This window comes from Pseudoalteromonas sp. Z9A4, assembly GCF_011378845.1.
Lineage (GTDB): Bacteria > Pseudomonadota > Gammaproteobacteria > Enterobacterales > Alteromonadaceae > Pseudoalteromonas > Pseudoalteromonas arctica.
On sequence record NZ_WTLA01000007.1, the window covers coordinates 93,521 to 106,970 of the forward strand.

17 protein-coding genes are annotated in these 13,450 nt (G+C 39.3%); 7 read left to right on the forward strand and 10 right to left on the reverse strand.

Annotation, left to right across the window (positions count from 1 at the left end; all coding sequences use genetic code 11):
• Positions 1 to 48: 48 nt before the first annotated feature.
• Entirely contained in the window at positions 49 to 510 is a 462-nt protein-coding gene (locus GQR54_RS07645; protein WP_166377042.1) for a DoxX family protein, read from the reverse strand.
• Positions 511 to 727: 217 nt separating this feature from the next.
• Positions 728 to 1,873 carry an iron-containing alcohol dehydrogenase gene (locus GQR54_RS07650; RefSeq protein ID WP_007587207.1) on the reverse strand — a complete coding sequence of 382 codons (1,146 nt, stop codon included), beginning with the start codon at positions 1,871 to 1,873 and terminating at the stop codon, positions 728 to 730.
• Positions 1,874 to 2,057: 184 nt separating this feature from the next.
• Here GQR54_RS07650 and GQR54_RS07655 point away from each other — a divergent pair, with 184 nt between their 5' ends.
• A complete protein-coding gene (locus GQR54_RS07655) occupies positions 2,058 to 2,942 on the forward strand; it encodes an AraC family transcriptional regulator (RefSeq protein ID WP_024594102.1) in 885 nt (294 codons plus the stop codon).
• Positions 2,943 to 2,964: 22 nt separating this feature from the next.
• On the opposite strand, the gene GQR54_RS07660 is transcribed toward GQR54_RS07655, so the two are convergent.
• The 8 genes from GQR54_RS07660 to GQR54_RS07695 all read right to left on the reverse strand — a co-directional run bounded on the left by GQR54_RS07660 (position 2,965) and on the right by GQR54_RS07695 (position 8,884).
• Positions 2,965 to 3,537, reverse strand: coding sequence for a hypothetical protein (locus tag GQR54_RS07660; protein ID WP_231609292.1), 573 nt, complete (start codon positions 3,535 to 3,537; stop codon positions 2,965 to 2,967).
• A gap of 682 nt (positions 3,538 to 4,219) precedes the next feature.
• Entirely contained in the window at positions 4,220 to 5,479 is a 1,260-nt protein-coding gene (gene murA, locus GQR54_RS07665; RefSeq protein WP_166377043.1) for a UDP-N-acetylglucosamine 1-carboxyvinyltransferase, read from the reverse strand.
• Positions 5,480 to 5,492: 13 nt separating this feature from the next.
• The gene (locus tag GQR54_RS07670; protein ID WP_002957953.1) at positions 5,493 to 5,750 is read right to left on the reverse strand and encodes a BolA family protein; all 258 of its coding nucleotides are present in this window, start codon (positions 5,748 to 5,750) and stop codon (positions 5,493 to 5,495) included.
• A gap of 5 nt (positions 5,751 to 5,755) precedes the next feature.
• Complete coding sequence (locus GQR54_RS07675; RefSeq protein ID WP_024599262.1) at positions 5,756 to 6,049, reverse strand: STAS domain-containing protein; 294 nt, start codon at positions 6,047 to 6,049, stop codon at positions 5,756 to 5,758.
• Complete coding sequence (locus GQR54_RS07680) at positions 6,042 to 6,722, reverse strand: ABC transporter substrate-binding protein (RefSeq protein WP_166377044.1); 681 nt, start codon at positions 6,720 to 6,722, stop codon at positions 6,042 to 6,044. Before GQR54_RS07680 ends, GQR54_RS07675 begins: the two co-directional genes overlap by 8 nt.
• A 5-nt stretch (positions 6,723 to 6,727) precedes the next feature.
• Positions 6,728 to 7,276 (reverse strand): outer membrane lipid asymmetry maintenance protein MlaD, encoded by a 549-nt coding sequence (mlaD, locus tag GQR54_RS07685; RefSeq protein ID WP_002957950.1) that lies wholly within the window; start codon positions 7,274 to 7,276, stop codon positions 6,728 to 6,730.
• Positions 7,277 to 7,289: 13 nt separating this feature from the next.
• A complete protein-coding gene (mlaE, locus tag GQR54_RS07690) occupies positions 7,290 to 8,069 on the reverse strand; it encodes a lipid asymmetry maintenance ABC transporter permease subunit MlaE (RefSeq protein WP_002957949.1) in 780 nt (259 codons plus the stop codon).
• The gene (locus GQR54_RS07695) at positions 8,069 to 8,884 is read right to left on the reverse strand and encodes an ATP-binding cassette domain-containing protein (protein WP_076915496.1); all 816 of its coding nucleotides are present in this window, start codon (positions 8,882 to 8,884) and stop codon (positions 8,069 to 8,071) included. The genes mlaE and GQR54_RS07695 overlap by 1 nt, the downstream gene beginning before the upstream one ends.
• Positions 8,885 to 9,139: 255 nt before the next feature.
• On the opposite strand from GQR54_RS07695, the gene GQR54_RS07700 reads away from it, so the two are divergent.
• Genes GQR54_RS07700 through lptB form a run of 6 tightly spaced genes read left to right on the forward strand, consistent with a single transcriptional unit; the run spans position 9,140 to position 13,443 of the window.
• The gene (locus GQR54_RS07700) at positions 9,140 to 10,108 is read left to right on the forward strand and encodes a calcium/sodium antiporter (protein WP_024607453.1); all 969 of its coding nucleotides are present in this window, start codon (positions 9,140 to 9,142) and stop codon (positions 10,106 to 10,108) included.
• 3 nt (positions 10,109 to 10,111) lie between these two features.
• Entirely contained in the window at positions 10,112 to 11,083 is a 972-nt protein-coding gene (locus tag GQR54_RS07705; RefSeq protein WP_166377045.1) for a KpsF/GutQ family sugar-phosphate isomerase, read from the forward strand.
• Complete coding sequence (kdsC, locus tag GQR54_RS07710; protein WP_166377046.1) at positions 11,084 to 11,635, forward strand: 3-deoxy-manno-octulosonate-8-phosphatase KdsC; 552 nt, start codon at positions 11,084 to 11,086, stop codon at positions 11,633 to 11,635.
• Positions 11,632 to 12,186, forward strand: coding sequence for an LPS export ABC transporter periplasmic protein LptC (gene lptC / locus GQR54_RS07715; RefSeq protein ID WP_149593485.1), 555 nt, complete (start codon positions 11,632 to 11,634; stop codon positions 12,184 to 12,186). Before kdsC ends, lptC begins: the two co-directional genes overlap by 4 nt.
• Positions 12,176 to 12,721 carry a lipopolysaccharide transport periplasmic protein LptA gene (lptA, locus tag GQR54_RS07720; protein ID WP_166377047.1) on the forward strand — a complete coding sequence of 182 codons (546 nt, stop codon included), beginning with the start codon at positions 12,176 to 12,178 and terminating at the stop codon, positions 12,719 to 12,721. Before lptC ends, lptA begins: the two co-directional genes overlap by 11 nt.
• Positions 12,718 to 13,443, forward strand: a complete 726-nt coding sequence (gene lptB, locus GQR54_RS07725; protein ID WP_007580304.1) for an LPS export ABC transporter ATP-binding protein — start codon at positions 12,718 to 12,720, stop codon at positions 13,441 to 13,443. The genes lptA and lptB overlap by 4 nt, the downstream gene beginning before the upstream one ends.
• Positions 13,444 to 13,450 lie beyond the last annotated feature (7 nt).

Here is a 13,450-nt window from a genome sequence, read left to right on the forward strand (position 1 = left end):
TTTAGTAGTTAACCTACAAAAACAGCGGCCAAATTGGCCGCTATTTTTCTAATTTAAAAACTCTATTTTTTTAGCTAGCTTTTTAACTAATACGTTATCAAGCGAAAAGCTTCCCGCTCCTTGAATTGCTAAAACTACAGTTACTACAAGTAACGTTAATGCGTATTCATAGCCATTGTTTGCCATAAATAAGCCATTACTAATATGTACGCTAAAAATAGCAATCAGCATAGTAAAGCCGGCAACTACAGCAGCTGGGCGAGTTAACAAACCAATTGCTAATGCAATGCCACCAAAAAACTCAGCGCTACCTGCCATCATTGCTAACCAATAGCCAGGCTCTAAACCAATACTCGCCATCCATTGACCTGTACCTTCAAGCCCGTAACCGCCAAACCAAGCAAATAGTTTTTGTGCACCATGCGCCGCTAAAATAAGGCCAACTGGTACTCGTAAAATTAATGCTGCTACGCCTGCTTTTGAGCTAAGTAATGTGTTTAGTAATTTCATGAGTTTAGTCCTGTTTTAATTTATTTAATCGTTAGATTTTTTTTAACCGTTGAGCACAGTTTACTATCATCATTAAAAAACATTAATACAGACTTTATTGGTTAATTAGCAACGCAGTATTTATAATAAACCATAAAAAAACCGCCAACCTAAAGGTTGACGGTTTTTTATTAACGCTAAAACTTAGTATATTTAAGTAAGCGCTTAGCTTTGAAAATTAAGCAACTGCTTGCTCTAAAATTTCGCGACTTTCTTTAAGCGTAATAGCTTGGTTTTCACCAAGTGCCAGCATGCCGTGTGCTTCAAGTTTGCCAATAATATTGTCAATAGCAGCGGCTTTATCATCGCCATGCTCAGTAAGCTGGGTCGCTACGTCAAGGCTGTGGTAAAACGCTTCGATTGCTAAAATTGTTTTCTCAGCTAAATCGTCAGATTGCTCAAGACCAAATACGTTTTTACCCATTTGCTCTAGTTTTGCTTTTTTAACTGCAAATTGGTTGCGTAGTAAAGAAGGCTGAACAATAGCAAGTGAACGAGCATGATCAACGCCGTAAGCAGCTGTAAGCTCGTGGCCAATCATGTGTGTTGCCCAATCTTGCGATACACCAGAACCAATTAAACCATTAAGTGCTTGGTTAGCTGCCCACATAAGGTTTGCACGCCATGCATCGTCTTGGTTTTCAAAGTTATCGCCCAGTGTTTTAAGCGTTCTTAAAAGTGCCTCTGCGTAACCTTCTTGAACCAATGCTGTTTCAGGGAATGTTAGGTACTGCTCACAGGTATGTACCCATGCATCTACTAATCCATTCACAAGTTGGCGCTGTGGTAATGTTTTCATTACATCAGGGTCCATAATCGCAAATTTAGGAAGTACTTCTGGTGATGCAAACGGTAGTTTTTGCTTTGTTGCTTCTTTGCTCACAACTGAGTTTTGGTTAGACTCTGAACCCGTTGCAGGCAATGTTAATATTGCACCAATTGGTAATGCGCTAGTAATAGTGTGCTTACCAGTAGGAATATCCCAACCTTCTCCATCATAAACTGCAGATGCTGCAATGTATTTAACGCCGTCGATTACTGAACCGCCGCCTACACCTAGTACAAAGTCGATGCCTTGTTCTTTACAAATTTTTACTGCTTGGTCTAGTACTTCTATAGTTGGGTTAGCGCCAACGCCCGAGAATTCAACCCAATCAAAGCCTTCAAGTGCTGCTGCAACTTGGTCGTACACGCCGTTCTTTTTAATTGAACCGCCGCCGTACACTACAAGTACTTTTTGATCCTTTGCGATCAAATCAGTTAGTGAGGCAATTTGTTCTTGGCCGAACTGGATAAGTGTTGGGTTTACGTAGCTAAATTTCATTATTTTGCTCCTAGGTGACGGTTAAATACTAAATATAATGCTTAGTTACTAACTAAGCTAAACTTCAATGAGTGCATATTAGTGGCAAAATAAACATAAAAAAAGCCCAATAACTCGCAAAAGCTTGCCTAAAACTGTCAAGATTGATATTTTACGCAAAATTCGTACGATAGTAGAAGTTTTAATGTCCTCAATAGCCAACATGATGCAAAAATTTGCAGAGCACAATAATTTACTTAACTTTGAAGGCAACATGGAAACCATTATTCCAGGTGTGTATTTTCATCGTGCAAGTAAAAGCTCGCCGCGCCAGCCACTTATATATAACTCAGGTATTATTATTGTTGGGCAAGGACATAAGATAATTCATTTCCCTGATCATCAAATAAAATATGGTGAAGGCGACTACCTTGTTTTAGGTGTACCAGTGCCACTTGAATGCGAAGCTTTTACCGATAACAACCAGCCTGTTATGGGTATTGTTATAGATATAAACCCGGTAATGTTACATAAATTAGTAAACCAAATTGGTACACATAAGCCATTCACCACTGGGCAAATGAGTGGCGTTCAATCGGCTAAAATAGATGGCGCAATGGAGCAAGTAACCCACCGTTTACTTAGCGTGCTTAATAACCCCATTGAAGCTGACGTTTTTGGCGAAGATATAGTAAAAGAATTGGTATATCGTGTACTTTGTGGTCCACAAGGACATACTTTAATAGGGCTTGCTATGCATGATGGGCATTATGCGCGTATCGCCCGTACGCTCTCAACTATGCACAGTAGTTATGCCAATCAAATTACAGTTGAGGGGTTGGCTGAAGATGTAAACATGAGCGTATCGTCGTTCCATCGTGCTTTTAGGCAAGTAACATTTGAGTCACCTTTGCAGTATTTAAAAAAAGTACGCTTAGCTAAAGCTAAAGAGCTTATAACCAGTAGTGGAAGCAAAGCCAACGAAGCTGCATTAAAGGTTGGCTATACCAGCCCATCGCAATTTAGCCGCGAATTTAAACGCCACTTTAATAAAACCCCCAGTGAAATGTTAATTCAACTACATAACTAGGTAATGGCTTTAGATATGTAAGTTAACCGAGCGAGTCAATCTTAAGCACTGCTTTTTTGGTGTTTAGCATAACTTGCTTGGTAAATTGGCGATTAATAAATTGGCTAAAAATAATAGTAAATAACGTTGAGAAAATGGCAGCTGTTGCGTACACCTGCCAAATCATAAAGTTATGTTTTAACATAAACGCAATCACCGCAAAAAATACACATCCACCTAATGAACCAATAATACCGCCATTAAGAATTTTAAACGTTGAGGCTTGTTTGTCACTAAAATGGGCAACACTGCCCATTACCGCCAAAATAACCGGAAAGGTAGATATTAACCCGCTCCACGCAGACCCTATATGCTGTGATATAAACGTAACAAGCACGATAAAGCTCGTCACTAATATCATTTTTACCGGAAGCTCCCAGCGGGCATTTAATGGTTTTGCATCAACTGATATATTTAGCTTTGTAGAGATAATAGTTAAACCAAGTAAAATACAAAGTGAAACCACACTCGCTACAATAATATTCACGGGTAAAAATAAAGTAATAACGCTAAATACACACCAAATACTCAACGCTGTAAAAAGCGATTTAAGCATTCCAAACCTTCGTGATACAACCAAGTAACTAAAACAAAATAAGCCTATACCGCTCATACCATAAAGAGAGGCCACCGCTGAGTTAGCTGCAAATAATTTACCTTGCTCTAATGCTATAAAATAAGAAATAGGCCCAGAGGTAATAGGCAGCCAGGAATTATGCCGCTAACAAAACTACCAAAGCGTTTTTGGGCGAATCTTATTAGTAAAATAAGTAAAGGTGCAATTATGAGTTTAAGCAGCATAAATAACAGTAAAGTATGAGATTTTAAATTAAATCTACGTGTCTATACCTACATTGTAGAATGAATAAAAATCATGCATGTAGTGTGATTTTTTCCCTTGTAAATGTTAGGCGATTTTTCAACATATTATTACGTTTGTCAGTTCTAAATGTGTAATACCAATCTGCTTATATATGGGGTCTATTTAACGTTAAGAAAATCACGCTAGAACTAGGAATTTTTTTATCTAGTTGTTCTAAATAAAAATTTTAACGACATTATAGTAAAATTTAATTCGTTAAGTTGCTCAAAGGTTTATGCAGGTTGATATAAACACTTATTAGAACTATATGTAAGACACAAATAAGGCGTAGTTAAAAACTACGCCTTATTCTTTTGCTAAAGTAGTCAATTAAGTTAAATCGCTCAAAACATAAAATCCTGAGCAAAGCTCACTATTAACTACTTCTACGTTTAATGTTTGCGCCTAATGCACTTAGTTTATCTTCAATGCGCTGGTAACCTCTATCAACGTGATAAATACGGTCAACAACCGTTTCACCCTGTGCCACTATACCCGTTAAAATTAAACTAGCTGAAGCGCGTAGATCGGTTGCCATCACTTGCGCACCCGTTAAGCTTTCAGTCTCACCACAAATTGCGGTATGCCCTTCTAAACGAATATTAGCGCCCATACGCTGTAACTCTGGTACATGCATAAAACGGTTTTCAAAAATCGTTTCCGTAATAGTCGCACTACCATTTGCTACTACATTCAATGCTGTAAACTGAGCTTGCATATCCGTAGGGAAACCTGGATGTGGAGCTGTTTTAATATTCACGGCTCTAAGTTCTCGGCCGCGCATATCAAGATAAATACTGTCGTTATGCACCTCTAGGTGTGCATTCGTTGCGCGTAGTTTTTCAATCACAGGCTCAAGAGAATGAAAGTCAGTGTTTTTACAAAGTACTTCACCACCGGCCATTGCTGCAGCGACTAAAAACGTACCTGTTTCTATTCTGTCTGGTAAAATGCTGTGCTCGCATCCTGCTAAACGCTCAACGCCTTCAACTTCAATGCGGCTAGTGCCTGCACCCGTAATTTTAGCGCCCATAGCAATTAAGCAGTTAGCTAAATCAATTATTTCGGGCTCGCGTGCAGCATTATCAAGTATGGTTTTACCATCAGCGAGGGCTGCTGCCATCAATAGATTTTCGGTAGCGCCTACGCTTACCATTTCCATAAAGATTTCAGCACCTTTTAAGCGACCGTTTACCTTGGCATTAATATAACCATTTTCAACGTTAATTACCGCGCCCATGCGCTCCAAACCCTGAATATGAATATCAACTGGGCGAGCACCAATAGCGCACCCACCAGGCAAAGACACTTGAGCTTCACCAAAACGTGCAACCAAAGGTCCCAACGCAAGCACTGAGGCACGCATTTGCTTAACTAAGTCGTATGGCGCTAATGTTTTATTAACCGTTGCGCCGTCAATCACTAGCGTATCGCCGTGCCAATTAACATCAGCACCTAGAGTTTTTAATAATGCTTCAGTAGTCACTATATCGCGAAGGCGCGGTACATTAGAAAATGTACTTTTTCCATCAGCTAATAATGAAGCAAACAAAATAGGAAGTGCGGCATTTTTAGCGCCAGAAATAGTCACTTCACCAGCAAGTGAAGTACCACCTTGAATTACAAATTGATCCATTAAGAGGCCCTATTTATTGCGGTAAAATAAATTTTTGTTCACGCTTCCACTCTACAGGAGTAAATGCACGAATAGATACTGCGTGAATTGTGCCATCTGAAATTGTATTCATTAATGGGCCATAAACTAGCTGCTGCTTTTTAACTCGGCTTAAACCGTCAAAGCATTCACCTACTGCAACAACTTCATAATGACTACCATTGGCTTTTACATGCACTTCAGCTAATTGAAGTTCTTCGCGTAATAATGTTTCGACTTGGCTAGTTTCCATAACTCTCACTCAAATAGGGTTGTAACCTGACCCAATTGCATTAAATTTTGCAATTGCTCAGGTAGGTTTTGCAATTCAAGGCGAATGCCTTGCTGCTTTAATTCTGCAAAAGAGTGAATTAACCAAGCTAAGCCCGCTGTGTCAACCCTAGATACACCACTTAGGTCGAAATAGATGATTTTATGCTTGGTTAATAGCTTGTTGTTCAGAAGCTGTTCATCGCCAATTGAATTTCGAGTAAGCTCACCGCTTACTCGAAAATGTTGTCCATCAACTTGGCTTATTGCCAATTTAGTCATTCGAGTTACTGCCTCTAAACTGAACTGGTAGCTGACTCTTTTGCTCTAAAAGGTTACTTACATTATCAATACCTTGCTGACGCAAAATACCTTGTAGTTCACTTTGTTTTGCATCTAGTAAACTAATGCCTTCAGCAATCATATCGTACGCGCGCCATTCACCATCACGGTCTTCACGTACTTTAAAATCGATTCTGATATCAGGTTTACCGTCTTCAATAATTTTAGTCTTAACGACAACGACATCTTTACCTTTAAATGCTTGCTCGGCACCAAACTCAACTTTTTGGTTTGTATATTGAGTAAACACACCGGCATAAGTAGCTACTAAGTACTCTCTGAATACACCAATAAAGCGCTGAATTTCTTTAATTGCTTTGGCTTTTTCAGCTTCGTCGGTAATTGCACGTACTTTAGATACTTCACTACCTAGTACGCGAAGTGCTGCATATTTGTAGTCGATATAAGGCATTAATTCTTCTTCAACGATTACGCGAAGATGCTCTTGATCTTTAACAATTAATGGCTGGTCTTTTTTAATACGTGCAAATGTATTATCGGCAACTTGGCGTACCATTTTGTTCGGATCGATTAATTTTACATCTGCTGCACTTACGCTTTGAGTTAGCGTCATTGTGCTAATTGCTACAATAGCTAAAAACTTTTTCAACATAATAATTACTCACTACCTTGGTTGAATAAAAACTGCCCGATTAATTCTTCAAGTACAATGGCAGACTTAGTATCAGTAATTGAATCGCCATCACCTAGTGCTTTGCTTTCCACACCAAATAAATCGTCAATTGCTTCATCTTGCTTGTTTTCAGTCACTGTTTCGCCTAAACAACGTTGCTTAGCAGAATCTGGAGAAATTACAGGGTGAATACCTAAGTACTGCTCACCTAAAATACCCGACGTTAAAATAGAGATTGAGCTTGTGTCTGAAAAGCGACATAAGTACTGTGCATCAATAGTCATATTAACGACTGGTAAAAATTCTTGTGGGTGAACATAAATTGATTCAACACGACCAATTACAACACCACCTACTTTTACTGGTGCACGTGCTTTTAATGAGCCAATGTTTTCAAACTTGGCATTAAGCGTATATGTTTCGCCAGAGCCACTAATACCTGAATTGGCAACTTTAAGTGCGAGCATCGCAAAAGCTAAAATGCCAAGTGCTACAAAAAAACCAACTAAAATTTCTAATTTCCGTGAATTCATTATCTATACCCTATTAGCTGGTAAACATTACCGCTGTCAAAATAAAGTCAAAACCTAAAACTGCTAATGACGAATGAACAACCGTTTCGGTGGTTGCTTTGCTGATCCCTTCTGAGGTCGGCACACAGTCATATCCTTTATAAAGCGCAATCCAGGTCACCACTATGGCAAATACAAAACTCTTAATAATACCGTTTAGTATGTCTTGCTGAAACGACACTTGTGATTGCATGATTGACCAAAAACTACCTGTATCAACCCCCAGCCAATCTACACCCACTAAATGAGCGCCTATGATTGCTACGGCTGAAAATATCAATGCAAGCAATGGCATGCTTATAAAACCCGCCCAAAAGCGCGGTGCAATAATACGTTTTAGCGGATCGATTGCCATCATCTCAAGTGATGAAAGTTGCTCTGTTGCTTTCATTAAGCCAATTTCAGCAGTCAATGCGCTACCTGCGCGTCCTGCAAATAGTAATGCAGTAACAACCGGGCCCAGTTCTCGCAATAAACTCAGAGCCACTAACGGTCCTAAACTATCCTCAGCGCCATAACCAACTAATACGGTGTAACCTTGTAGAGCCAACACCATGCCGATAAACAAACCCGACACCATAATAATGAGTAACGATTGCGAACCAACCATATAGAGCTGGCGAACAAGTAACGGTGTGCCTTTTTTAAAATTAGGAACATGCGCTAATGCACTAAACAGCATATAAGCCGAACGGCCAAGAGCCGCAAAACGTCCTAGCGTTTTATGCCCTAGCTTTTGAAATAAATCCAACATTATGCTTTTTCTCCAAGCAGTTCATCTGCATAAGCTTGAGCCGGAAAATGAAATGGTACTGGACCATCCGACAAGCCTTTTAAAAACTGTTGAACTAAAGGAGATTCATGATTGCGCATTTCATCAGGAGTACCACAACCAATTACACCTTGATCGGCGATAATTATAACGTGATCGGCAATACTCATTACCTCTGTCACATCGTGTGTCACAATTAAAGACGATAAACCCAATACTTCGTTAAGCGACTTAATTAGCTTAACCAATACGCCCATCGAAATAGGGTCTTGTCCTGCAAATGGTTCATCGTACATGATTAGCTCTGGATCAAGTGCTATAGCGCGCGCAAGTGCAGCACGTCTTGCCATACCGCCCGATAACTCAGAGGGCATTAAATCTTTAGCGCCACGTAGCCCAACCGCTTGTAATTTCATTAATACAACTAATCGAATAAGGTCTTCACTCAGCTTTGTGTGCTCTCTTATAGGAAACGCAATATTGTCAAATACCGACATATCAGTAAACAGCGCACCACTTTGAAAAAGCATGCTCATTTTAGTACGTGCTTCGTATAACTCTTTACGAGACATTTTAGGAATGCTGCCACCTTCAAATAAAATATCACCTGAATCTGGTTTAAGCTGACCACCAATTAAACGCAACATAGTGGTTTTGCCAATTCCGCTTGGCCCCATGATCGCAGTAATTTTACCTTTAGGAACGCTAAAACTCATATTTTTATATATAGTTCTATTGCCTCTCGAAAAGCTAACATCCTTGACTTCTACTATTGATTGCGACAAGTCGCTCTCCATAAAAATGTTCACTAGTGCACCTATTTTAAAGCTTTTTTGTCAAAGATGGAAAAAACAATTCGTAAGATTTTGTAATACATCCATGAAAAGGATTATAAGACTCGCTTAAAACAGCTTAACCCCGGCTTAAATTTTTAAATTAGCTGTTTAAAAGCAGCATTGTTACGTAGTTGACCTTACTCTTTTATTTATACTTTCATCTTGGCTTTTGTTACTATTCGCGCCATCCGTATTTTGTATAACTGGCTTAACACAATGGTTACCTCGTTTGTTATTTTAATTCTTGGTTTTGCAGCTCTTGTTTGGAGTGCAGACAGGTTTGTTTATGGCGCTGCGGCTCTTGCTAAAAACTTTGGTGTACCTACACTTATTGTTGGTTTAACCGTGGTAGCTATGGGCTCTTCAGCACCCGAAATGATGGTTTCAGCCTCTGCCGCTCTGGCTAACAAAACCGACACAGCGGTTGGCAATGCTGTTGGCTCTAATATTACAAACATTTTACTTGTGTTAGGTATCACTGCTCTATTTCGCCCTCTTTCAGTTTCATCAAGTACATTAAAACGTGAAATGCCATTAGTGATGCTCGTATCTTTAGCTACTTGGTATGTGTTCTCAGATAACTACTTTTCATTTAATGAAGGTGTTGCACTTTTGGTTGGCTTTATCGTATTCATCGGTGGGTTAATTATTGTATCTATGCGTGCAAAAAACCAAGATGACCCATTTGTCTCAGAAGCCTGCGACGACGTCCCTAACGATGTACCTACGAAAAAAGCGGTATTTTGGTTAGTTGTCGGCATGATACTCCTACCTGTTAGCTCTCATTTTTTAATAGGTTCGGCTGTAGATATTGCTAAATACTTCGGCTTAAGCGACTTAGTCATTGGCTTAACAATTATTGCCATCGGTACTAGTTTGCCTGAACTTGCCGCTTCGGTTGCAGGTGTACTTAAAAATGAAGATGATTTAGCACTAGGTAATATTGTTGGCTCAAACATATTTAATATTCTAGCGGTATTACCACTTGCCGGTATTATTAACCCTTCTGCCATTGACCCATCATTAGTAAGCCGAGACGTATTAATTATGATTGGCGCAACACTTGCTCTTATTATTATGTCATTGAACTTTAGAGGCACCCAACGTATCAATAGAGTAGAAGGCGGCTTATTGCTAATAGCGTTTTTGGGTTACCAAGGGTATATTTTTAGTCAAGTAGGGTAAATAATGGCAACGCTAAATTTTATTGAACAAGGCCTTCGCGTTTTAGATGTTGAACGCCAAGCACTTAGTGATATTGCACAATATGTAGATGAGAATTTTCATAACGCATGCCAATTAATGTACGACTGTGAAGGCCGTATTATTGTCATTGGTATGGGTAAATCAGGTCATATTGGCAATAAAATAGCAGCAACCCTTGCAAGCACTGGCAGTCCTGCATTTTTTGTTCACCCTGGTGAAGCAAGTCATGGTGATTTAGGTATGATCACTAAAAATGACGTGGTTATGCTTATTTCTAATTCAGGTGAGACCAGCGAAGTTTTAAATATCATTCCCGTTTTAAAACGACTTGGTGCCAAAATGATATCGATGACTGGCAATACGCAATCAACCATGGCGACCCTTGCTAATGTGCATGTGTGCATTAAAGTAGAAAAAGAAGCCTGCTCATTGGGACTAGCTCCTACATCAAGTACCACTGCAACACTTGCGATGGGCGATGCCATGGCAGTTGCATTATTAGAAGCTCGCGGCTTTACTGCTGATGACTTCGCGTTATCTCACCCAGGTGGTAGTTTAGGTAAGCGCTTATTACTCACTTTAAAAGATGTTATGCACGGCGGCGTAAATACACCTATTATTAGCGTTTCACAAACAGTTAAAGACGCCCTTATTGAAATGTCTGCTAAAGGGTTAGGCATGACAGCCATTGTTGATGATAATCAGCAATTAGTAGGCCTATTTACCGATGGCGATTTACGTCGTATTTTAGAGCAAAGAATTGATATTCATACAACACAAATAGATGTTGTTATGACTAAGTCATGTACTACGGCTACGCAAGATATTTTAGCCGCTGAAGCGCTTAATATTATGGAACACAAACGTATAAATGGCTTAATCGTTGTCAATGAGCTAAATCAGCCTATTGGCGCATTGAACATGCAAGACCTATTAAAAGCAGGAGTGTTATAAATGCAATTTGAAGAACTCTATCAACCGCTGAGCGATGATGCAAAAGCACGCGCTAAAAAAGTAAAGCTACTTATATGCGATATTGATGGTGTATTTTCTGATGGCCGTATTTATCTTGGTAATCAAGGTGAAGAGCTAAAAGCATTTAATACAAAAGATGGTTTTGGCATTAAAGCGCTTATAAACAGTGGCTTTGAAGTTGCTGTAATTACTGGTCGTCATTCACAAATAGTGCAACAACGTATGAGCAGCTTAACCGTACAGCATATTTATCAAGGCCAAGAAAATAAGCTCATTGCCTATCAAGAGCTAAAAGATAAACTCAACCTTAGTGATGAACAAATTGCTTATATCGGTGATGATGGTCCTGACATGCCCGTTATGGAATTCGTCGGCTTTGCTGTTGCAGTAAATGATGCCCATCCACTTATTAAACGTTTATCACACTATGTAACGCAAATGCCTGGCGGCTTTGGCGCAGTGAGAGAGCTTACCGACCTGCTCATGCTTGAAAATGGTAAAGCATTAACTACACAAGGCACTAGTTCATGAATGCAGCGCGCATAATATTAAGCGTTTTATTCATTAGCTGTATGGTTTGGCTTTGGTACCCTTATTTTACACAAACTAATGTTGCACCTCAGGCTGAGCCTGAAGTTATTGCAAAACCTGACTACATAGCTATTGAACTCAAACAAACAGCCTATGACGAGCAAGGTAAAATTAGCCACAAAGTCACTGCTGCTAAAATGGAGCTATATCAGCAATTAGGTTTTACATTTTTTGAAAAACCCATTTTTACTTTATATAACGAAAAGCAAACGTGGCAAATAAATGCAGACGAAGCAACATTATACGAAGACAAGCAATTAATTTTAGAAGGTAATGTGGTTGCCAAAAACTTAACCGATAACGCCATGATAGACAAAATCAATGCTGATAATATTCAGGTAGATATAAAGCTATTAACAATGCGTTCGGAGCAACCCGTTATCATCACCGGACCCAATTTAAAAATCACTGGTAAAGGCCTAGAAGCCGACTTAAAAACCGAAGTGATAAAACTAATTAACCATACGCGAACCATATATTATGACCAATAAAATATTAAAATCACTTATTATTCCTACACTTATACTAGCGTTTAATAGTAGTGCTGCAGAGCAAAACTCGCAACCTGCTGCAAATCAAATTTCAATAAGCGCCGATAAGCAAGAAGGCCAATTAAAAGCTAACGTGGGTATTTTTGAGAAAAACGTTGAGATTATTCACGGTAATCGCCGAATTACAGCAGACCGCCTCGAAGTACATAAGCGCGATGAACTTGGTGATAACCAGCAACTATTAATTGCCACGGGTAGCCCTGCTCGCTTTGAAGAGAAGCAATCAGATGGCACAACTATGAGCGCCAGTGCAGACGAAGTTCGTTACGATGTATCTAAACGTTTTTTAACGCTCGTTGGTAATGCAGAAGTATCGCAAGCAGGACAAAAAATTAATGCTAAAAGTATTACCTACGATATAGAACAACAGTTAATCAGTGCCGAAAAAGATGAAAACTCAACTGACCGCGTTCACACTATTTTAGTGCCTATCGAAACTAAAAAAAGTAAAAAAGACGATAAAGGTCAGCCATGAGTACATTAAAAGCAGAACTATTAGCAAAGAGCTATAAAGGTCGTGAAGTTGTCAAAAACGTCGGCCTTGAAGTCAAAGCAGGCAGTATTGTTGGTTTACTTGGTCCTAACGGCGCAGGTAAAACCACCACGTTTTATATGATTGTGGGACTTGTACCTAGCGACAAAGGTAAAATTTCTATCGATGATAACGATATTACTCTTTTACCTATGCATAGTCGTGCTAGATTAGGCATTGGCTACTTACCACAAGAGTCTTCAATTTTTAGAAAACTGACTGTTTATCAAAACTTAATGGCAATTTTAGAAACACGCAAAGAGTTAAATAAGCAAGCCCGAGAAGACACGCTCGATAAATTATTAGATGAATTTAGCATACAACACATTCGTGATAGCCAAGGTATGGCATTATCGGGTGGCGAACGTCGCCGCGTGGAAATAGCACGTGCGCTGGCAGCCGATCCTAAATTTATATTATTGGATGAACCATTTGCAGGTGTTGACCCGATTTCGGTATTAGATATAAAGAAAATAATAGAACATCTCAAAAATCGTGGGATTGGTGTATTGATTACCGATCATAACGTAAGAGAAACCCTTGATGTTTGTGAAAAAGCCTACATTGTTTCTCATGGGGAGCTGATTGCATCAGGTACTCCAGAACACGTATTAAATGATAAAACAGTACGCGATGTTTACTTAGGCGAGCAATTTAGGCTGTAACATTTAC

Bases quoted from the DNA above. Each gene is read 5' to 3' on its own strand.
- GQR54_RS07645 (WP_166377042.1), bottom strand. From the start codon at position 510: ATGAAATTACTAAACACATTACTTAGCTCAAAAGCAGGCGTAGCAGCA.
- GQR54_RS07650 (WP_007587207.1), bottom strand. From the start codon at position 1,873: ATGAAATTTAGCTACGTAAACCCAACACTTATCCAGTTCGGCCAAGAA.
- GQR54_RS07655 (WP_024594102.1), top strand. From the start codon at position 2,058: ATGTCCTCAATAGCCAACATGATGCAAAAATTTGCAGAGCACAATAAT.
- GQR54_RS07660 (WP_231609292.1), bottom strand. From the start codon at position 3,537: ATGCTTAAATCGCTTTTTACAGCGTTGAGTATTTGGTGTGTATTTAGC.
- murA (WP_166377043.1), bottom strand. From the start codon at position 5,479: ATGGATCAATTTGTAATTCAAGGTGGTACTTCACTTGCTGGTGAAGTG.
- GQR54_RS07670 (WP_002957953.1), bottom strand. From the start codon at position 5,750: ATGGAAACTAGCCAAGTCGAAACATTATTACGCGAAGAACTTCAATTA.
- GQR54_RS07675 (WP_024599262.1), bottom strand. From the start codon at position 6,049: ATGACTAAATTGGCAATAAGCCAAGTTGATGGACAACATTTTCGAGTA.
- GQR54_RS07680 (WP_166377044.1), bottom strand. From the start codon at position 6,722: ATGTTGAAAAAGTTTTTAGCTATTGTAGCAATTAGCACAATGACGCTA.
- mlaD (WP_002957950.1), bottom strand. From the start codon at position 7,276: ATGAATTCACGGAAATTAGAAATTTTAGTTGGTTTTTTTGTAGCACTT.
- mlaE (WP_002957949.1), bottom strand. From the start codon at position 8,069: ATGTTGGATTTATTTCAAAAGCTAGGGCATAAAACGCTAGGACGTTTT.
- GQR54_RS07695 (WP_076915496.1), bottom strand. From the start codon at position 8,884: ATGGAGAGCGACTTGTCGCAATCAATAGTAGAAGTCAAGGATGTTAGC.
- GQR54_RS07700 (WP_024607453.1), top strand. From the start codon at position 9,140: ATGGTTACCTCGTTTGTTATTTTAATTCTTGGTTTTGCAGCTCTTGTT.
- GQR54_RS07705 (WP_166377045.1), top strand. From the start codon at position 10,112: ATGGCAACGCTAAATTTTATTGAACAAGGCCTTCGCGTTTTAGATGTT.
- kdsC (WP_166377046.1), top strand. From the start codon at position 11,084: ATGCAATTTGAAGAACTCTATCAACCGCTGAGCGATGATGCAAAAGCA.
- lptC (WP_149593485.1), top strand. From the start codon at position 11,632: ATGAATGCAGCGCGCATAATATTAAGCGTTTTATTCATTAGCTGTATG.
- lptA (WP_166377047.1), top strand. From the start codon at position 12,176: ATGACCAATAAAATATTAAAATCACTTATTATTCCTACACTTATACTA.
- lptB (WP_007580304.1), top strand. From the start codon at position 12,718: ATGAGTACATTAAAAGCAGAACTATTAGCAAAGAGCTATAAAGGTCGT.